Here is a 19,681-nt window from a genome sequence, read left to right on the forward strand (position 1 = left end):
CGCATGACCGACAGCCCAGCCTTCACCACGACCGCGGACACCGACCTGCGCGAACGATTCACCCAGGTGCGCACCGAGGTGGGCAAGGCCGTAGTGGGGCAGGACGGCGCGGTCACGGGTCTGATCATCGCGCTGCTGGCCGGCGGTCACGTTCTGCTCGAGGGAGTGCCGGGCGTCGCCAAGACCCTGCTGGTGCGCACCCTCAGCCGGTCGCTGCACCTCGAGACCAAGCGCGTGCAGTTCACGCCAGACCTGATGCCGGGCGACGTCACCGGATCGCTGGTGTATGACGCCAAGCGGGGCGACTTCGAGTTTCGTCCGGGGCCGGTGTTCACCAACATCCTGGTCGCGGATGAAATCAACCGCACGCCCCCGAAGACCCAGTCGGCACTGCTCGAGGCCATGGAGGAGCGTCAGGTCAGCGTCGACGGCGAGTCCCGTCTGCTGCCCGCGCCGTTCATGGTCGCCGCGACCCAGAACCCGATCGAGTACGAGGGCACATACACGCTGCCCGAGGCACAACTCGACCGATTCCTGCTCAAGCTGGTGCTCGAGATCCCCGAGCGCAGCGACGAGGTCGAGGTGCTGGTGCGCAGCGCCGCCGGGTTCAGCCCGCGCGACCTGGCCGCCGCGGGCGTCACTCCGGTGCTCGACGCGACCCAGCTAGCGGATGCCCAGGCCCTGGTCGCGAAGGTCGGCTCCAGCCCCGACGTGCTCGCCTACATCGTCGACCTCGCGCGCGCGACCCGGCAGAGCCCGTCCGTGCGGCTCGGCGTCAGCCCGCGTGGCACCACCGCGTTGCTCGCCGCCGCCAAGGCCTGGGCCTGGCTCACCGGCTTCGACGCGATCACGCCCGACCACGTGCAGGCGATGGTGCTGCCGGCCTGGCGGCACCGCCTGCAGCTGCGGGCCGAGGCGGAGCTCGAGGGTGTCTCGCCCGACACGATCCTGCGCTCCATCGTGCAGCAGGTGCAGGTACCGATCTAACCGTGGCCGTCTCTTTCTAATGGCCATCTCCGGGTGGTACGTGCTGCTCGTCGCCCTCGGCGTCGTGCCGCTGGTCGCGGTCGGCGATCCGATCTGGCTGCTGGTCTGGCTCGCGATCGTGCTGGTCGTCGGTGCCATCGATCTGCTACTCGCCGGCTCCCCCCGACGGCTCACCCTGAGCCGCGAGCTGCCCGACCGCCTGCGCCTCGGGGAGAGCGCGACATCCACTCTCCTGCTGCTGAACGGCGGGCGTCAGCGGGTGCGCGGCATGGTGCGGGACGGCTGGCAGCCCTCCGCCGGGGCTGCGCCGACGCGGGCATCCGTCAGCATTCCGGCCGGGGAGCGGCGCGCGATCACGACGACGCTGACGCCGTTCCGTCGCGGCGAGCGCCGGGCCGCACAGGTGACGGTGCGGGCGTTCGGACCGCTCGGGCTGGTGGCCCGCCAGGCGAGCATCGCCGTGCCCGGAGTGATCCGAGTGCTGCCGCCGTTCGCCTCACGCAAGCACCTCCCGTCGAAGCTGGCCCGCCTCAGGGAGCTTGATGGTCGCACCAGCGTGATGATCCGCGGGCAGGGAACGGAGTTCGACAGCTTGCGTGAGTACGTGCGCGGCGACGACGTGCGCTCGATCGATTGGCGGGCGACGGCCAGGCGCAGCGACCCGACCGGGAGCTCCGGGCCCGACCTCGTCGTTCGCACCTGGCGGCCGGAGCGCGATCGCCGGGTGGTCGTGATCGTCGACAGCGGCCGCACCTCTGCCGCCCGCATCGCCGACGAGCCGCGCATCGACACCGCCTTCGAATCCTCGCTGCTGCTCGGGGCGCTGGCAACCCGCGCGGGGGATCGCGTCGACCTCGCGATCTACGACCGCCGGGTGCGCGGACGGGTGCAGGGGGCGACCGGCGCCGAGCTGCTCTCGCGGATGGTCGAGACGATGGCACCGATCGAGCCGGAACTCATCGAGATGGACTGGGCAGGCGTGCCCGGGCTGGTGCGCTCGATCACCGCACATCGCGCGCTGGTGGTTTTGATGACCTCGATCGATGCACCCGGCGCATCGCGGGGGCTGCTCAGCGTGCTGCCGCAGCTCACCCGGCAGCACCTCGTCGTGGTCTCGTCGGTGACCGACCCGTCTGTGCTCGACCGGGCCGCCGACCGCAGCGATCGGGATGCCGTCTACCTCGCGGCCGCGGCCGAGCGGGCCCTGCTCGACACGGCGCGGGTATCTGCCGCCATCCGTCAGCTCGGAGCCGAGGTCGTCACCGGCGCCCCGGCAGACCTGCCGCCCGCCCTCGCGGACCGCTACCTCGCACTGAAGGCCGCCGGGCGCCTCTAGCCCGTCGCGATCTCGAGTCGGCCCGGCAACGCAGAAGCGGCCGGGCACCCGAAGGTACCCGGCCGCGTCTAGGGAGAGGTGCTACTTGGCGACGCCGACGAATTCGGCCGCCTCGTTCGCGGTCTCGATACCGGCCGCAGCCTTTGCCAGCTCAGCACGGAGCTTGGCGCCAAGGGTCGCGTCGACGTTGGTCCAGTACTGGATCGCGCGCTCGCGGATCTCGTCGCTCTTCACGCCACCGACCGCGCCGGTCAGCGTCTCGAGGATGCGCTGCTTGGCCGCGTCGTCGAAGACCTCGCGATAGAGGGTTCCGGGCTGGCCGAAGTCGTCGTCCTCGGGATGCAGCGTCGCCGCGGCACGCACCAGTGCGCCGTCGCTCTCCCAGCTGCCCTCACCGGCGGCAGCGGCATCCGCTGTCGGTCCACCGAAGGAGTTGGGAGCGTAGACGGGCGCGTCGGCTGGCTTGAAGCCGTGGCGGGCGGCGCCATCCTGCGTGTAGCTGTTGACCTGCGACTTGGGCGCGTTGACCGGCAGCTCGTTGTAGTTCGTGCCGACGCGGTAGCGCTGAGCGTCCGGGTAGGAGAACACGCGGGCCATGAGCATCTTGTCCGGGCTGATGCTGATGCCGCGCACGGTGTTGGCGGGCGAGAACGCCGCCTGCTCGATCTGCGCGAAGAAGTTCTCCGGGTTGCGGTTGAGCGTGAAGATGCCGATCTCGTGCAGCGGGAAGTCCGCGTGCGGCCAGACCTTGGTCAGGTCGAAGGGATTGAAGCGGTAGGTCTTCGCGTCTTCGTAGGGCATGATCTGCACCTTGAGCGTCCAGGACGGGAAGTCGCCGGCCTCGATCGCCTCGTACAGGTCGCGGCGGTAGTAGTCAGCATCCGCTCCGGCGATCGCCTCGGCCTCTTCCCCGTACATCTCGACGTTGCCCTGGTTGGAGACGAAGTGGTACTTCACCCAGAACTGCTCGCCCGCGGCGTTGATCCACTGGTAGGTGTGCGAGCCGAAGCCGGGCATCGTGCGCCACGACTTGGGCAGACCGCGGTCGCCCATCAGGTAGGTCACCTGGTGCGCCGACTCGGGCGAGAGCGTCCAGAAGTCCCACTGCATGTCGGCGTCGCGCAGACCCGAGCCCGGCAGGCGCTTCTGCGAGTGGATGAAGTCGGGGAACTTGATCCCGTCTTTGATGAAGAACACCGGGGTGTTGTTGCCGACGATGTCGTAGTTGCCCTCGGAGGTGTAGAACTTCGTCGAGAAGCCGCGGACGTCACGCCAGGTGTCTGGACTGCCCTGCTCGCCGGCGACACTGGAGAAACGGATGAGCGTCTCGGTCTCGGCGCCCGGCTGAAACACCGCGGCCTTCGTGTACGCCGACACGTCGCCGGTGACGACGAAGTCACCGAAAGCGCCGCCGCCCTTGGCGTGCACGATGCGCTCCGGGATGCGCTCGCGGTTGAACTGCGCGAGCTTCTCGACGAGGTAGCGGTCGTGAAGCGCCGTGACGCCGTTGTTGCCTGCGGTGAGGGACTGGTCGTCGCTCGAGACCGGGGTTCCGGTCTGCGAGGTTGTGTGGTCGGTCACGTTGTCTCCTTCTTTAGTGGTTCGCGTTCGGTGAGTTTCTGGCAGTCGGCGCAGGTCCCCCAGAAGGTGACCTCCGCCTGCTGGATGGTGTAGCCGGCGGCATCGCCGGGCGTGAGGCAGGGTGCGTCACCGTGCACACAGTCGATGTCGGCGACCGCCCCGCAGCTGCTGCACACGACGTGGTGATGGTTGTCACCGATCCGGCGTTCGTATAGCGCGGCGGACCCCGCCGGCTCGATACGGCGCAGGAGGCCGGCGGCGGTGAGGTCGGCGAGCACGTTGTGCACGGACTGCACGGAGATTCGTGGCACCTGAGCGCGCATCATCCGCCAGAGGGTGTCAGCGTTCGAATGCGGCGCGAACTCGATCGATCGGAGCAACGCGACCCGCCCATCCGTGACGCGGAGCCCCGCTTCGCGGAGGTCGTGGTGCGACGTGGACTGCATCCGCCCAGTCAACCAGTAATCGTGAACTACTCAAAACGACGCGGATGAACATTCGGTATCGGTCCTGACCCTGGCAGGACTATCGTTCCGGTAACGCGCTTCATTCACAGCTAAGGATCAGAATCATGGCCGATTCCCCCGCCCCCGCGCTCCACTCTCTCACCGCTCGTCTCATCGCCGAGGCTGTCGGGACCTTCTTCCTCGTCGTGGCCCTCATCGGTACGGCGCTCTTCACGTCTTCCTACGTCAGCGTTCTCGGCGTCTCGCTCTCTATCGGCCTCGTCGTGCTGGTCGGTGCCTATGCTTTCGGTCCAATCTCCGGCGGCCACTTCAACCCGGCCGTCACCCTCGGGGCCGCCGCTGCCGGACGACTCCCCTGGAAGGATGTGCTGCCGTACATCGCGGCACAACTCGTCGGCGGCATCGTCGGGTCGAGCCTGCTGGCGTTGATCGCGCTCGACGGGCCGAAGGGATTCTCCACGTCGGCCCATGCCGGCGGCTTCGCGTCCAATGGTTTCGGCGACCACTCCCCCGCTGGCTACGGTCTGGTCGCGGCGATCATCGCCGAGGTCGTGCTCACCGCTCTGTTCCTCTATGTGATCCTCGGGGTTACACACCTGCGGGCCGCGGCAGGCTTCGCGCCGATCGCGATCGGGCTCACGCTGACGATCATCCACCTGGTTTCGATCCCGATCGACAACACCTCGGTGAACCCGGCGCGCTCGATTGCGACGGCCATCTACGGCGGGCCGGAATACCTCGCTCAACTGTGGGTGTTCATCCTCGCGCCGATCGCCGGGGCGCTGCTCGCGGGCTACACGTTCCGCTTCCTGTTCGACCGCAAGCCGATCGTGGGCGAGGGCTCGTACCTCGACACCTACGAGCTGTCGGGCGAGGGTGACGCGAGCGCACAGCCGACCACCTGACCCCCCACGTTTGCCCGAATATGCAGGTATCCGGCACCCGAAACCTGCATATTCGGGCAAACGTGGCAGCTACGCGTCGACCGGATGCGGATCCTGCGGCTGTGCCTTCACGAACCGCGAACGAATCGCGAGTTCGCAGACGAGCTGGGCCTCAACCCGGGCACGATGCTGCATCACGTCCGCACTCTCGTCGATACCGGATTGCTCCGCGCCGATGAGGCACGCCGAGGCGCGCGCGGCGCCCGCGAGGTGCCATACCTGGCTACCCGCGTGTCCTGGAACACCTCTGTCGAGGGCATCTCGCCGATCCTGATCGACACCTTTCTGCAGGAGATCGAAGGTCTCCCCGCTGACGAGATCCGCGTCATGCGACTGGGACTCAAGCTCACTGACGCTCGCCGAGATGAACTGATCGGCAGAGTGCACGCGCTGTTCCAGGAGTACGCGTCGGCAGAGGCGGATGTCGACGGCTCGCCGCTCTCGCTGCTGTTCGCCGAGCATCCTGACGTCCCCCGCGCAGAGCGGGGCATCCCAGAGTAGGAGGAAGCGCGAAAAGCCAGCGTTACCCGGCCACCAGCTGCCGCGCCCCCGCCTCGAACTCCTCCACGTCACCGGTCTGGCCGGCCCGGTGGGCACGACCGCCGAGCACCCACTGGTAGACCAGGAAGGCGGCCAGCGCGATCGTGCCGATGCCGATCTTGATCGGCCACGGCCACGGCTGTTTGGTTACGAAGCCCTCGATGATGCCAGACACGAGGAGCGAGGCGATCAGTCCGATGACGACCGTGAAGAGCGAGCGGCCGGCGTCGGCGAGCGCGGCGGCCCGGGTGCGGGCGCCCGGCGCAATCCAGGCCCAGAAGATCGCGATTCCGGCCGCGCCGCCGGTGAATACGGAGTACAACTCGAGCTGCCCGTGCGGGGCGATGTAGAGAAAAAAGGTGTCGAGGTGGCCCTGCGAGCCGAGCAGGGCTGCCGACAGTCCGAGGTTCTGAGCGTTGTTAAACAACAGGTACGGCGCGTAGACGCCGACGATGCCGAAGGCGATGCACTGTGCTGTGATCCAGGCGTTGTTGGTCCAGACCTGGCTGGCGAACGACGGTGATGGCCGGTTCGAGTAGTAGTCGACGAACTCCTTGACGTAGTCGGAGCGATCGGCAGCGGTGCCGACCGCGGCGAGCACGCCAGGGGTATTCAGCGCCCAGAGCGCGTAGAGCAGCGCGATGATCGTGGTGCCCGCCGCCACGGCCAGGGTGAGCCAGCGGATGCGGTACAGCGCCGCCGGCAGCTGTGCGCCGACGAAGCCGGAGAGCTGGCTGGTGACGTCGCGTCCGGCACCGGTGAAGCGCATCCGTGCCCGCGAGAGTGCGAGGGAGAGCCGGTCACCCTGCACGGTCTGGCCGAGGCTGGTCTTGATCGCCGAGAGCTCGGTCGCGCCGGACTGGTAGAGGTCGATCAGCTCATCTGCCTGTTTTCCGTCGAAACGGCGGGAGCGCCCCAGCCGGGCAAGCCGGTCCCACTCATCGCGGTGAGCGGCGGAATAGGCGTCGAGGTCCATCTGCTTGAATACTACGCATGGCCGAGCCCGGTACGACTGCGGAATGGATCGACGATTCCGAGCTGATGACCGGGGAGGCCGTCGCCCTCGACGTGCGCCCCACCGGCTTCGTGCTGCGGGGCGCGGGCGCTGCCATCGACTTCCTGGTCAGCGGGGTGACGCTGGTCCTGGTGCTTCTGGCCATCAATTCCCCGCCGATCTCGCGCCTGCTCGACAAAGGCACCGGTCCGGCGGCGACGGTGACCGCGCTGGTGTTCTGCCTCGTCGTGCTCCCGACCGTCATCGAGCTGGCGAGCCGGGGCAAGTCGCTCGGTCGGTTGGCGGTCGGCGCCCGCATCGTGCGGGATGACGGCGGCGCCATCGGTTTTCGGCACGCCTTCGTGCGCGCGCTCACGGGCGCGCTCGAACTGTTCTTCACCCTGGGCGGCCTGGCGGCCGTCGTCGCTCTGCTTGCGCCACGCTCCAAACGGCTCGGCGACCTGCTGGCCGGCACATACAGCCAGAACGAGCGCGTTCCCCGCCTGGTCGAACACTCCGCGCTGATGCCCGCCGAGTTGGCGACATGGGCCGCGACCGCAGACGTCGGGCGGATGCCAGAGGGCCTCGCCCGCCGCGTCTCCCAGTTTCTGGGGCAGGCGCCTCGTCTCGTCCCCGCCGCCCGCCTGCGTCTCGGCATCGAGCTGAGCGCCGAGGTCTCGCGGTACGTGTCCACCGTCCCCGGTGCGAGCCCGGAGTCCTTCCTCACGGCCGTCACCGTCGTGCGCCGTGACCGCGAGGCGGCTGCCCTGCGACTCGAACGCGAGCGACTCGACCGGGTACGGCCCGTGCTCGATGCGTTGCCGCACGGGTTCCCCGAGCGCGACTGAGGCCATTCGCTCCCGACTGAGCTCACTCGCTCCAGTAGGGGTCGATGAGCAGTCGGGTGCCCCACCGCTGGCGGAGGGCCGCGAGCTCGGAGGGCGCAACGGCAGCCTCGCGGGTCTTCGATTCGAAGTGGTAGAGCCGGGCATCCGGAGTCCAGACGATGGAGCGCCCGGCCGCGCGCACCTTCAAGGAGAGGTCGACGTCGTTGTAGTTGCCGGCGAATACCGACGAGAGTCCGCCGATGCTCCAGAACAGTTCGGCGGAGATCAGCGCGCAGGCTGCCGTCACGCCCGACACCTCGCGAGTCACACGCATGGAGCCCAGGGCATCGTCGCGGTCCATCGGCCAGCCCCAGGCGATGTGTCCGGCCCAGCTGTCGCGATACAGGTGCCCACCGTGCTGCACCGTGCCGTCTTCGAAGAGCAGCAGCGAACCGACCATCCCCACGCCGGGCTGCTGTGCCAGCCCCAGCATCGTCCCGATCCAGTCCTCGCTGATCGGGTCGGTGTCGTCGTTGAGCAACAGCAGGTACTCGCCCGACGCGAATGCGGCACCGCGGTTCACTTTCGCGGAGAAGTTGAAGCTGTCGGTCCAGCGCACGAGCCGCACGCTCCCGGCGCCAACCGTGATCAGGTCGTCGATCACCGACTGCGGAGTCTCGTCGTCGGCGACGATCACGATCTCAAACGACCGGTACGTCGACCGCTCGACGATCGCCCGCACCGCGTCGACCACCAGCACCCGCTCCGTTCCTCGGATGACCGCGCTGCTTCCCCGGGTCGGGATGATGATCGAGACCAGCGGCTCCCCCTGCACCGGGTAGCGAACTCGACGAGAACCGTCGCCCCGGCGGGTCACCTCCGCCTCCGGCCAGTGCGACTGGACCTCGTCGCCGCGCGGCACGGCCACGCGATGAGGAGCGCTGCTCAGCACCCGTGGCACGTGCACGACGTCGGTCAGCAGCGACGGGTCGGTGCCGAATACCGTGCGCGAATACACGCGCAGCGGCCCCAGGTAGTCCTGCTCCCTCAGCCGCAGGGGCGAGAACACCGGGCGGCGCAGCACCGCACCGCCCTCGCGGCTATCGCCGTAGAGGAGCTGGCTCGGAAATCGCGCGAGAACGGCCGCAACCTCGTCGAGCGCTCCCGGTTCGAGATGCGCGCCATCGGCGAGCTCGACGATGTAGTCGTCGCCGAGAGCGCGGCCGGCGTCGATCTCGTGGAAGCCGATGGTCACCGCGTGCGCGCCCGGGAGATGAATCGCTGGGCCACCCTCAGCGGTGCCGTAGCCGCGCGACCGACGCGCCACGCGAGCGAGGACTGCATCGCGATCAGTCGCTGCTCGGTGCGAAGGCGCTCTGAGGGCGTGAGGGAGTTCTCCGCGGACACCTGGGACAGCTGGGCTTCGAGCCCGAACACCCGGTCGACCAACGCGAGCTGACGCTCACGCGCCGCGAGTTCGTCCGCGGGGAGAGTGCTCTCCTCGCCCTCCCAGGCTGCCTTCTTCGCGTCGCTCACAGTGGTTGGATCTCCTCGCAGGTTGACGCCCCCACTGTAGCGGCGAGCCCGCCGATCGGCCTGTGCTCGATAATGGCGTGTGACCGAATCGCCCATGGACCGCCCGTCGACCGTGATCGCGGTCGTGCCCACCTTCGTACCGGATGTCGGCGTACTCGAGCGCCTGCGCTCGCTCGCGCAACAGGTCGACTCGATAATCGTGGTCGACGACGGGAGCCCGGAGCGGGCATCCGTCGTGCTCGACAGTATCGATGCGGCGGGCTTTGAGCTGATCCGCACGGGACGCAACTCCGGCATCGCTTCGGCGCTCAACACCGGCACCCGGTTGGCGCTCGAGCGGGGAGCGCACTTCGTGCTCACCCTCGATCAAGACTCGCTGCTCCCGCCCGACTACGTCGCCGACTGCCTCCACGCCTTCTCCCTGGCTGCGCCCGAGACCAAGGTCGGCGTCGTCTGCGCGGATCGGATCAACGGCGCGCCCTCCATCCCAGGTTCGTACACGCCCGAGGGTCTCGGCGTCGTGCGGGAAGCGATTCAGTCGGGCTTCGTGATCCGGCGGGAGGTGCTCGAGCAGTGCGGTCTCTTCGATGCCCGCCTGTTCATCGACGACGTTGACACCGAATTCTGCCTGCGGATCGCCCGCCACGGTTGGCTGACCGTCGTCGGCCCCGGCACGGACATCACCCACTCGCTCGGTGAGCAGGCGCTGCTCCGGCCGTTCGGGCTGCAGAGATACATCAACGGCGAACCGGCCCGCTATCAATACCACCGCCCATTCCGCCGCTACTACATCACGCGCAACAACATCGATCTCTATCTGCGCTATCTGCGGTCATCACCACGGTGGGTGCTCTCATCGGTGCGACGTGAGCTCTCGCCGACGTTCACCACGATCGTCTCAGGGCCTCATCGGCTCCGACACCTGCTCGCTGCGAGCGTTGGCCTCGTCCATGGCCTAGCGCGACACCGCGGCCCGCTGTCCCCCGCGCTCGCGAAGGTACTCACTCCGGGGCGCTAGAGCCCGACCCGGTAGTCGAGCACCGCGGCGATCACGCGTCCGACCTCGTCGTCGCCCATTCCCGCCCACAGCGGCAGACGTACCAGGCGGCGAGAGAAGTCAGCGCTGCGCTCGAGTTCGCGCAGCGTGCGCCCATAGCGCTGGCCAGCGGGGCTCGTGTCGAGGGGAACGTAGTGGAACGCTGCCTGCACTCCCTGCGAACGCAGGTGGGCGATGAATGCGGTCTGGTCGCCCCAGGTCGGCATGATGACGAAGAACAGGTGGGAGGCGTGGATGCCGCCAGGTGGGTCCATGAGCTGCACGCCGCTTTCCGCGGCCCACTCGGCTAGCTCTGTCGAATAGCGGTTCCACACCGCTGTGCGCAGCAACTGGATCTCCCCGAAGTCCGCAAGCTGCGAATCCAGCACCGCCGCGTTCAGCTCGCTGGGGAGGTAACTCGACCCCCAGTCCATCCAGCTGTACTTGTCGACCTGGCCGCGCAGGAACTGCGAGCGGTTGGTGCCCTTCTCCCGCATGATCTCCGCGCGTGCCACCATCGACGGGTCGTTGATCAAGAGCGCTCCGCCTTCGCCGCAGTGCACGTTTTTCGTGTCGTGGAAACTTTGCGCGGCCAGCACTCCCGCGGTACCGAGGCCCTGCACCCCGAGCCCGTGAGCGTTGTCTTCGATGATCGGAAGACCGTGCTCGACGGCGATCGACTGGATGGAAGCGACATCCACCGGGACACCGCCGTAATGCATGATCGAGATCGCCGCGGTCAGCGGTCCGACAGCCTCGGCAACGTCAGCCGGGTCGATGTTGCCCGTCGCCGGATCGATGTCGACAAAAACGCAGGTCGCCCCGGTGCGGGCGACGGCATCCGCAGCCGAGGGAAAGGTGAAGCTCGGCATGACCACCTCGTCACCCGGCCCGATGTCGAGAAGCGAGCTCGCCATCTCGAGCGCGTGAGTGGCGGATGTCGTGAGCAGCACATTCTCGGACCCGGTCAGTCGAGAGAGGCGAGCGGTGGCACTCCGTGTGAAGTCCCCGTCGCCGTGGACGTGACCCGAGCCAAGCACGGTCTCCAGGTTCGTCAGCTCAGCGGAGGAGCGATACGGACGCGAGAACGGGATGACATCGACCGCCGAGGCGACAGATTTGCGCGCCATGTTCCACCCGTCCTTCTGGCCCACCGGGCTTCTGGCTCATCTTATGCAGCACGGATGACGCAGCCCCTATCAGAAACGCCCAAAAAGCGCCCCAATTCTGGGTCACGATTCGCTATGAGAATCGTGGCGCGCAGATCAGCCCTGGATGAGAGCCAGCACCTGATCGCGGATGCGTTCCATTGCCTCGGGGGTGCCGGCCTCCACGTTGAGTCGCAGCAGCGGCTCGGTGTTGCTCGGACGCACGTTGAACCACCAGAATGGCTTGTCCCCCGAGACATTGCCCGTCACCGTGAGGCCGTCGAGCTCGTCGAACGAACCGACACCGGTGAATGCCTCGACGATGCGGTTGTAGGCGGCCGGGACATCCTCCACCACCGAATTGATCTCGCCGCTGAGCGCGTACGGCGTGTATTTCGCCGAGATCGTTGACAGCGGGCCCGGCTGCGAGCCGAATTCCGCGAGGAAGTGCATGGCGGCGAGCATGCCGTTGTCTGCCCCCCAGAAATCGCGGAAGTAGTAGTGCGCCGAGTGCTCGCCGCCGAAGATGGCGCCGGTCTGGGCCATCTGATCCTTGATCAGGGAGTGCCCGACACGGGTGCGCACCGGAATAGCGCCCGCTGCCTCGATCGTCTCCGGCACGATGCGCGAGGTGATGAGGTTATGAATGACATAGATGTCACCCTCCGGCTGCGAAGCACGCACCCGGGTGATCTCGCGCAACGCCACCACCGCGGCCACCGCCGAGGGAGTCACGGCGTCGCCGCGCTCGTCGACGACGAAGCACCGGTCTGCGTCGCCGTCGAAGGCGAGACCGATATTTGCGCCGTACTCGACCACGGCCTTCTGCAGGTCGACGATGTTCTTCGGGTCGAGCGGGTTGGCCTCGTGGTTCGGGAACGTGCCGTCGAGCTCGAAATACATCGGGATGATCTCAATCGGCAGCGCGGGCAGGCCGGCAGCGGTGCCGAGCACGGCGGGAACCGTGAGTCCGCCCATGCCGTTACCGGCATCGACGACCACCTTGATCGGGCGGATGCCGCTGAGGTCGACGAGCGAGCGCAGGTACGCCGCGTAGTCGGCGAGCACGTCGACGTCGCGGGAGGAGCCGGGCGTCTCGACGGGCGTGACACCGGTGGACAGGTACTCCTGCGCCCGGTCGCGGATCGACTTGAGGCCCGTGTCGAAGCTGATGCCCTGCGCGCCGGCCCGGCTGAACTTGATGCCGTTGTAGGTCGCCGGGTTGTGACTGGCCGTGAACATCGCGGCGGGAGCGTCGAAGTGGCCGGAGGCGAAGTAAGTCTCATCGGTGGAGCAGAGGCCGATGGAGACGACGTTGCCGCCACGGGCCTGGGCGCCGGCGGCGAATGCGGCGGCGAATTCCGGGGACGAGTCGCGCATGTCGTGGCCGACCACGACATCCGTTCCCGCTCCCACTTCGTCGACGAAAGCCGCTCCGAGGGCCGTCACGACCTCGGTCGTCAGCTGAGAGCCGACGAGTCCGCGAACGTCGTAGGCCTTGATGAACGGGGAGAGGTCGATCGGTGAATCCATGCCCATCAACTTACCCGGCAGAGGCGGTGTCGGCTGGCCGGTCGGACTGCTAACTGGCGAGCGACACGTGGCGCACGACCTGCCAGCCCAGGGGAACGGAGAGCCGTTCCGCGTGCTTGGTGCAGAGGTCGTAGCTGTGCGGTTCGGCCACCAGGCTGAGCGGCCCGAGCACGGCCATGGAGTCGGCGTAGTCGTAGGTGAGCGTGGCGATCGCGGGGTGCGAACACGCGACCTTGCTGCACAGCCTGACATTCATTTGATTCGAGCCTAAGCCACGCGGCCGTCTGAGCCGCGGAGGTCGCCGGTAGAATCTCAGGATGCCCCGCGACAGCGCACGATCGTCTCGCACCGGCGACCGCGACCGCCACGGCCGCGGGCTGCGCTCCCCCGTCACGGGTCCGGATCTGCCGCCGCTGCACAGTCGTGCGGAGCTGTTCGACCTGATCGTCGGCTCGACGGCGGAATACCTCAAAGACATCTGGCCAGACGAACTAGCGACCGCGACGTTCGAGGTCGCGGCCCTCCCCGCCCAGATCGGCGCGGGGGACGGCATCGACCGGTGGCAGGTCGACCCTGTCGCGCGTCGCGTGACGCTCTACCGTCTGCCGATCGAACGGCTGGCGCGCAGCCAGCGCGGCGATGAGACGCAGCGACGGATGATGATCGAGAGCTGCGTTTTTCGCGCGGTGGCCGAGCTGCTTGGCAAAGACCCGTGGGATCTGGCGCCGGAGCGCTTCCGCCACCTCTAGCGGGTGCAGCCCAGGCCGGCTCAGCTCAGCCGAACACCCGGATCGGCGTCGACACCGGTGTCGGGGCACTCGCGGCGAAGGATGCGAGCTGGCCGTCGCCGAGATAACTCACTGACACCGCCACTCGTCCCGTCGCCGAGAGCGAATAGGTCTCCCCCGGCGTCACGGGAATCGCGCTGGCACCTCGGGCCCCGAGGGTGGTCACGATGGGGGCGCCGACCGTCGGAGTCAGAGTGACGGTCACCGCCGAAGTCGCCACGCTGGCGAGGCTGAGCGTCGCGGCCGGTCCCGGCGCGATGGCGAGCTCGCTCTTCCCGTTCTGGGCGGCGGCGGCGGAGAACCAGGCGAAATCGGATGACCGGCCGGTCCCGACCGTCGAGGTGCGGGCAGCGGCGACCACGGGCTCATCCGTCGTCACGCGCACGGTGTAACTTCCGTCGGGGTACGACCCGAGCGGAACCTCCGTCACCATGCCGGCGCGGAGGGTCAGCCTGGCGGTCGTCACAACCGAATCGGGGGCGTTCTGCGGCTCGATGGCGATCTCGGCGTGAGCGTCTGTTGTTCCCGGCACGAGCAGCCGGATCACCGAGGTCAGGTCGCCGGATCCCGCTTCGCTCTGTCGGGCGAACGTCGCGGCGGAATTTGCGATCACGATCCCGGGAATGGTGGTCTCGGTCGAGGGCGCCGTGGTGGCGCCGATGATGTCGACACCGCCGGGCTCGAGCGTGCGAACCACGGTCTGCTGCAGGTTCGCCACGATCGGGCCACCGCGACTCTCGACGTGCACCACGGGGGCGTCGACACCGGGGGCAAAGGCCGCCAAGGAGAAGACGCGCTCGGACCCGGCTGGCACCACGATGCCGTCCGTGCCCGTGCCGACGACGATGCCCTGCGCGGAATAGGTGGTCAACGACACCGTCGCGGAAACCTCACTCGGGTTGCTGAGGGTGATGAGTGTCGTGCGACCGGTCTCGGTCGAACCGCCGACCAACCAACTGTCCGCAGTGCCGACTGAACACTCGGCCGCGGCAAAGCCGACGATATCGCCGGATGCCGCGACCTGCGCTTGGCTCCCGGCGAACAGCACCGGCTTGCTCGATGCTGGCACGCTGAGCACCATCGGTGCCACCCCGGTGGAATTCTCCGTCGTCGGCAGCGCCGCCGCACGCACGCTGTCACGGTTGGCGGCGGATCGCACCGTCGGGCGGCCGAATGAGGATGCCTGGGTTGCCGCAGCACCGGTGTCGTCGCCCAGTCGCAGCAGAGGCCCCGCACACACCCGCTGCTGCTGCGTCGAGACGGGAGTAACGCGCTCGGAGGGGACCGCCACCGTGTGCTGTGGCCATGGCAGGAATGTCGCTCCGAGGATTGCCGCAGCCGCCGCTGCCGTGCCGATGGCGCCGACAAGCACTCGTGCGCTGAGCACCACGACCCCGCGTGCGCCGAGCTTCTGTTTGGGCTCTACCCACTCGTCGTCGTCCGTGCTCCGCACACCAACGAAGTCATCCGTGGCGAGGGTATCGCCCACCGGCTCCCCGGCCAGCGGGGATTCGGGCGCGAGTTCGTCGTCGGGGTCAGCCATTGTCGTCCTCCTCCTCGAAGGTCGTTGCGGGAGCGGTAGCGGTCGAACCGCTGACGGTCGTGCGACGACGCCTCCGCGCGGTGGGGATGCCGAGCAGCAGCGTGAGACCGAAGACGATTCCCTGACCGATGAGCACGACGCGACCCCAGGCACTGTCGACGTTGGACGGCTGACCGGCTGTCGTCGCGATGCCGGGTTCGTTTACCCGCCAGAGCAGCCCACTCGAGGTGCTCCCCACGGCGGCGAGCACGGGATTACCGTCGAGCGCCTCCGAGGCGCGCTGATGCACCTCTCGATGCCCATCGGCCGGGGTGAGCACGACGAATCCGATCGAGAATTTCGCCAGTTCTTTCTTCGTGTCCAGCCCGCTCTGCGAGGCCAGGTTTCCCGCGAGGTCGGCCAGGGAGCGACCGCTGCGCGGGAGGGAGGTCGCGGTGGAGCCGAGCGTCGACTGATCGTCGAGAGTCGCCCCGGCACCCCGCTCAAGCTGAGCGATCAGGCTCCCTCCGGCGTTGGGCGTGAGCACGAGCGTTCCGACGGCAGGGTGGTCGTCGGCTTCCGCGGCGACGACGGCCGGAAGTATCCGCCCGTCGCCCTCGCGCACCGTCGGATTCGGGAGGTACTGAGCGCCGAGAAGGGGGATGGCGAGAATGACCGTCGTGACCGACGCGAGCACCGCGAGCGGAATTGCGGCGCGACCGACGGCGTCCAGAGCGACCAAAACCGCCCCGATCAGCCCCAGCCAGAACAGGCTGAGTGCAGCCCCTGGCCAGATCGACGCCACCGAGGCCCCGGTCACCGCGACGTCGATCCGCGAACCGATCACGGCGGTGGCGAAGCCCATCAGAGCAAGCACGAGCGACGGGATCGACCGCCGGGATCCGGGCACGAACAGCGCGAGCAGCGCGAGCGCGGCCACGGGCAGCAGCAGAGCGGCGACCACGATCGCGGCGCCGGCACCGGGAAGCGACAGGGCGGATGCCGCGCCGGTCCAGCCATCGAGGCCGGGCGCGGCCGAGCCGAGCGCGAGCTGCCACGCGCTTGTCTCCGCGCCACTCACCGGCACGCCCGGCTCCGCAAGAAGTCCCAGCGGATTTCCGCGCTGGATCTGCTGGATCACCAGCGGCGCGAAGAGTGCGGCAAGCGGCACGGGAATGGCGATGAGGCGAAGCACGGCAGCGGGACGCGACACGAGCCAGGCAAACCACGCCACCAGGAGGGCGGGCACCAGTATCGGAGCCGACGCCCCGATCGCGGCGAGCAGCAGCGCGGATGTCGCGGCCGCGGCCCACGACCGCGGCGCCCCGAGCGCGGCGAGCACCAGCCACGGCAGCAGGAGGTGGGCGATGACCGCACCCAGATGCCCGCCGCCGAGGGAGCTCAGGAGCGACGGCGCGAGCGTCCACAGCAGAGCAGCGATGGCAGGCAGCCACGGCCGCGAGCTCACCCGGCGGGCGGCGAACCACGCGCCGAGCGCGGACAGGGGGAGCGCGAGCAGGTAGAGCAGAACGACACCGAAGGAGGGCGACCAGAACGTGATCGAACCGAGCACCGCGAGCACATAGGCGAAGGGATCGGAGGCTCCGACGAAGCCACCACCGATCTCCCGCCAGCCATAGCCGACGTGACTCCACAGTTCACCCGGCGTTCCAGACAGCGGCAGCAGCCCGCCGCCCACGAGCGACTGGGCGCTGAGGATCGGGCCTAGCGCGATCGCGGCGATCACCGCGGCCAGCACGACCATCCAGAGCCCGCCGTGAGCCACGAATCCGGCGACCGGTTCCATCGGAGCAGCGGATGTCGTCGCCGCGTTGTTCGCGGCCTCGCGCGCCTGAAGGCGACGCTCGCGCACATCTCTGGGCGACATCCGGAGTGGTGCGATTGCGCCCCAGCCGACGCGGCGAGTGCGACGGATGCGGCGGCGCGCGCCGAGCACACCGCCAGTGAACGCGGAGGCGAAGGCGGCGCCGAACTCGCCGCCGACGGAACCGGGGCGCTTGGCGAGGATCTGCCCGATCGCGCGGAAGAATGCGAGCGGGACGAGACTGAGCCAGTGCAGCGGCAGTGCGGCGGCCGGCGAATAGACGAGTCGGCGATGCAGCTGAGCACCGCGGGCGATGCGGGCGCGCCTGGAGCCGGAGACGCTGCGACGCCCGAAGGTCTCCGCTGGTCCGGCCGAGGAGACCTTGGCGCCCGGGACCAGGGCGACCCGATACCCGGCGAGCCTGGCACGGATCGAGAAGTCGAGGGCGGCGTCGATGCTCGGGAGCCCGGGGTCGAATCCGCCCAGCGCGCTGAACACCGACCGGCGCACCAGCATGCCGTTTGCCGCGACGCCGAGGGCATCGTCCTGCACGTCGTGCTGGGCCTGATCGAGCTCGCCGTCGACCAACAGCGCCGACGACCCGTATCTGGTCATGGTCTCGCCGAACTCGGCGATGACGTCCGGCTGGTCCAGTCGCATGAGCTTTGGCCCCGCGATGGCCACCGACGGGGAGATCTCAACGGCGGCGAGCAGTTCGGCGAGCGCGTTCGGCTCGGGAGCGTTGTCGTGGGCGAGCAGCCAGAGCCACTCGTCCTCGGATTGCGGTGGAGGCCCGACCTCCAGTGCCCGCTCGACCGCGGAGCCAAAGGGCTGAGCTCGCGTCGTCACCAACTGAGTCGGGGCGGATGCCGCGAGCGAGTCTGCACTGGAGTCGGCCGACCCGGCGTCGACTGCGACTATCGCGTCCGGTCGGCGCGTCTGCGCGGCCACCGCGGCGAGGGTTCGCCCGAGGTACGCCGCCCCGTTGCGGGCGACGAGGATCACGGTGACTCTCGCTTGCATCTAGACGACCCTAAGCGCGACTCGCCTCACGAACAGCGGGACACCCCGGTAACGCGCCGGTTGAGTAGCGCGCGAGGAACGAGCACGCGTATCGAAACCCGACGAAAAACCCCTACGCCCGCTTGCGCAGCTTGCGACGCTCGCGCTCCGACAGGCCGCCCCAGATGCCGAACCGCTCATCGTTCTGCAGCGCGTACTCGAGGCACTGGTTGCGAACCTCGCACGACACGCAGATCTTCTTCGCGTCGCGGGTCGAACCACCCTTCTCCGGAAAGAAGGCCTCCGGGTCGGTCTGAGCGCAGAGCGAATCAGTCTGCCACGCGAGCGGATTCTCGTCTTCGGTTACTGCCTGCCGAACCCCCGGCACCCCCAGCCGTACGGGGTCGACGAACCAGTCTTCCGGCACACCGCGCCGACTGCCACTGGCAGTGCTGTTCTCCTCGAACGCCATAGCACAAGCTCCCCTCCGCGATGCGTACGACGTGCCACATTCGCGTTAGGGATAATTACACCCGTGTAGTTACCTCGAGTCAAGTCGCAGATCGTAAAGCCTCGACATGGTGTCGAGGGTTCACGACGCGCCGTCACCCCCAAAGGAGTGACACGCCCGGGAAGCGACTCAGACGGTGGTGGCGGCGGTGCGCGCGCTCCACGCGCTCTGCACCATCTCGGCCAGGCTGTGACGCATCTTCCAGTCGATGTCGCGGGCGGCGAGCTCACCGGCGGCGACGATGCGAGCAGGGTCGCCCGCGCGCCGCGGTGCGATCTCCGGGGTGAACGGGATGCCGGTGACATCCGCGATCGCCGTCATGATCTCGCGCACCGAGACACCCTCGCCGCTGCCCAGGTTGTACGCGGGTTCGATCGGCTCGCCAGCATCCAGTCGACGGGCCGCCGCAACGTGGGAAAGCGCGAGATCGGCCACGTGGATGTAGTCGCGCACGTTCGTGCCATCCGGTGTCGGGTAGTCATCGCCGTTGATGCGCGGGGTGCGGCCGTTGACCAGCGCATCGAACACCAGCGGGAACAGGTTGTGCGGGCTGGTGTCGTAGATGCTCGGGTCACCCGAGCCGACGACGTTGAAGTACCGCAGCGAGGTGTGGCGCGTGCCATAGGCGACCCCGGCATCACGCAGCAGCCATTCGCCGATCAGCTTGGACTCGCCGTATGGCGAGGCGGGCGCCTTCGGCGTGTCTTCGGTGACCAGATCCACATCGGGCGTTCCGTACACGGCGGCGCTCGACGAGAAGACAATGCGATCGATCTCGCGGTCCGCCATCGCGGCAAGAAGGGTGGCCGTACCGGTGACGTTCTGCTCGTAGGTGTGCAGAGGGCGCTGCACCGAGACGCCGGCGTACTTGTAGCCGGCCACATGGATGACGCCGGTGACGTCGTGGCGCTCGATCGTGTCGAGGAGAGCTTCGCCGTCGAGGATCGTTGCCTGCACGAACGGCACATCCGCGGGTACGAAGGCCGCGAATCCGCTGGAGAGGTCATCGAGCACAACCGGGGACATCCCCGCCGCGTCGAGAGCCCGAACCACATGTGCACCGATATAGCCGGCCCCGCCGGTCACAAGCCACGTCATGCTCCT

General features: G+C 68.3%; 19 protein-coding genes. 7 read left to right on the forward strand and 12 right to left on the reverse strand.

The features are described from left to right. Positions 1 to 3: 3 nt before the first annotated feature. Positions 4 to 987 (forward strand): AAA family ATPase, encoded by a 984-nt coding sequence (locus IV501_RS02075; protein WP_200554742.1) that lies wholly within the window; start codon positions 4 to 6, stop codon positions 985 to 987. Between the two features lie 19 nt (positions 988 to 1,006). Then, the gene (locus IV501_RS02080) at positions 1,007 to 2,323 is read left to right on the forward strand and encodes a DUF58 domain-containing protein (protein ID WP_200554743.1); all 1,317 of its coding nucleotides are present in this window, start codon (positions 1,007 to 1,009) and stop codon (positions 2,321 to 2,323) included. 81 nt (positions 2,324 to 2,404) lie between these two features. Here the strand turns inward: IV501_RS02080 and IV501_RS02085 are convergent, their stop codons facing one another. Beyond that, positions 2,405 to 3,904 (reverse strand): catalase, encoded by a 1,500-nt coding sequence (locus tag IV501_RS02085; protein ID WP_200554744.1) that lies wholly within the window; start codon positions 3,902 to 3,904, stop codon positions 2,405 to 2,407. Then, complete coding sequence (locus IV501_RS02090; RefSeq protein ID WP_200554745.1) at positions 3,901 to 4,350, reverse strand: Fur family transcriptional regulator; 450 nt, start codon at positions 4,348 to 4,350, stop codon at positions 3,901 to 3,903. Before IV501_RS02090 ends, IV501_RS02085 begins: the two co-directional genes overlap by 4 nt. Before the next feature lie 125 nt (positions 4,351 to 4,475). On the opposite strand from IV501_RS02090, the gene aqpZ reads away from it, so the two are divergent. After that, on the forward strand, positions 4,476 to 5,276 hold the full coding sequence (gene aqpZ / locus IV501_RS02095) for an aquaporin Z (RefSeq protein WP_200554746.1): 801 nt from the start codon (positions 4,476 to 4,478) through the stop codon (positions 5,274 to 5,276). Positions 5,277 to 5,360: 84 nt separating this feature from the next. Continuing rightward, positions 5,361 to 5,816 (forward strand): ArsR/SmtB family transcription factor, encoded by a 456-nt coding sequence (locus IV501_RS02100; RefSeq protein ID WP_200554747.1) that lies wholly within the window; start codon positions 5,361 to 5,363, stop codon positions 5,814 to 5,816. Positions 5,817 to 5,838: 22 nt separating this feature from the next. Here IV501_RS02100 and IV501_RS02105 read toward each other — a convergent pair whose 3' ends face one another. After that, positions 5,839 to 6,831, reverse strand: a complete 993-nt coding sequence (locus tag IV501_RS02105; protein ID WP_200554748.1) for a stage II sporulation protein M — start codon at positions 6,829 to 6,831, stop codon at positions 5,839 to 5,841. 17 nt (positions 6,832 to 6,848) lie between these two features. On the opposite strand from IV501_RS02105, the gene IV501_RS02110 reads away from it, so the two are divergent. Then, complete coding sequence (locus tag IV501_RS02110) at positions 6,849 to 7,697, forward strand: RDD family protein (RefSeq protein ID WP_234698095.1); 849 nt, start codon at positions 6,849 to 6,851, stop codon at positions 7,695 to 7,697. A gap of 22 nt (positions 7,698 to 7,719) precedes the next feature. Here IV501_RS02110 and IV501_RS16500 read toward each other — a convergent pair whose 3' ends face one another. Next, positions 7,720 to 8,931, reverse strand: coding sequence for a glycosyltransferase family 2 protein (locus IV501_RS16500; RefSeq protein ID WP_200554749.1), 1,212 nt, complete (start codon positions 8,929 to 8,931; stop codon positions 7,720 to 7,722). Continuing rightward, positions 8,928 to 9,212, reverse strand: coding sequence for a hypothetical protein (locus IV501_RS02120; RefSeq protein ID WP_200554750.1), 285 nt, complete (start codon positions 9,210 to 9,212; stop codon positions 8,928 to 8,930). Before IV501_RS02120 ends, IV501_RS16500 begins: the two co-directional genes overlap by 4 nt. Positions 9,213 to 9,291: 79 nt before the next feature. Between IV501_RS02120 and IV501_RS02125 the strand changes: the two genes are divergently transcribed. Further along, positions 9,292 to 10,230, forward strand: a complete 939-nt coding sequence (locus IV501_RS02125) for a glycosyltransferase (RefSeq protein WP_200554751.1) — start codon at positions 9,292 to 9,294, stop codon at positions 10,228 to 10,230. Here IV501_RS02125 and rffA read toward each other — a convergent pair. From rffA to IV501_RS02140, 3 genes are all read right to left on the reverse strand, one after another. Next, entirely contained in the window at positions 10,227 to 11,378 is a 1,152-nt protein-coding gene (gene rffA, locus IV501_RS02130; RefSeq protein ID WP_200554752.1) for a dTDP-4-amino-4,6-dideoxygalactose transaminase, read from the reverse strand. The genes IV501_RS02125 and rffA overlap by 4 nt on opposite strands. A 135-nt stretch (positions 11,379 to 11,513) precedes the next feature. Then, positions 11,514 to 12,935, reverse strand: coding sequence for a phosphomannomutase/phosphoglucomutase (locus IV501_RS02135; protein ID WP_200554753.1), 1,422 nt, complete (start codon positions 12,933 to 12,935; stop codon positions 11,514 to 11,516). A gap of 43 nt (positions 12,936 to 12,978) precedes the next feature. Beyond that, a complete protein-coding gene (locus IV501_RS02140) occupies positions 12,979 to 13,185 on the reverse strand; it encodes a DUF3499 family protein (protein ID WP_200554754.1) in 207 nt (68 codons plus the stop codon). 61 nt (positions 13,186 to 13,246) lie between these two features. Between IV501_RS02140 and IV501_RS02145 the strand changes: the two genes are divergently transcribed. Then, the gene (locus tag IV501_RS02145) at positions 13,247 to 13,678 is read left to right on the forward strand and encodes a metallopeptidase family protein (protein ID WP_200554755.1); all 432 of its coding nucleotides are present in this window, start codon (positions 13,247 to 13,249) and stop codon (positions 13,676 to 13,678) included. Positions 13,679 to 13,703: 25 nt separating this feature from the next. Here the strand turns inward: IV501_RS02145 and IV501_RS02150 are convergent, their stop codons facing one another. The 4 genes from IV501_RS02150 to galE all read right to left on the reverse strand — a co-directional run bounded on the left by IV501_RS02150 (position 13,704) and on the right by galE (position 19,675). Further along, the gene (locus IV501_RS02150) at positions 13,704 to 15,260 is read right to left on the reverse strand and encodes a DUF5719 family protein (RefSeq protein ID WP_200554756.1); all 1,557 of its coding nucleotides are present in this window, start codon (positions 15,258 to 15,260) and stop codon (positions 13,704 to 13,706) included. Then, positions 15,253 to 18,087, reverse strand: a complete 2,835-nt coding sequence (locus tag IV501_RS02155; RefSeq protein ID WP_200554757.1) for a glycosyltransferase family 2 protein — start codon at positions 18,085 to 18,087, stop codon at positions 15,253 to 15,255. The genes IV501_RS02150 and IV501_RS02155 overlap by 8 nt, the downstream gene beginning before the upstream one ends. Before the next feature lie 112 nt (positions 18,088 to 18,199). Next, entirely contained in the window at positions 18,200 to 18,538 is a 339-nt protein-coding gene (locus IV501_RS02160) for a WhiB family transcriptional regulator (RefSeq protein WP_200554758.1), read from the reverse strand. Between the two features lie 168 nt (positions 18,539 to 18,706). Continuing rightward, positions 18,707 to 19,675: a UDP-glucose 4-epimerase GalE gene (gene galE / locus IV501_RS02165; RefSeq protein ID WP_200554759.1), complete on the reverse strand. Its 969-nt coding sequence runs from the start codon at positions 19,673 to 19,675 to the stop codon at positions 18,707 to 18,709. Between the last annotated feature and the right edge of the window lie 6 nt (positions 19,676 to 19,681).

Source organism: Lacisediminihabitans changchengi, assembly GCF_016634425.1.
In the GTDB taxonomy this organism is placed as follows: Bacteria; Actinomycetota; Actinomycetes; order Actinomycetales; family Microbacteriaceae; genus Lacisediminihabitans; species Lacisediminihabitans changchengi.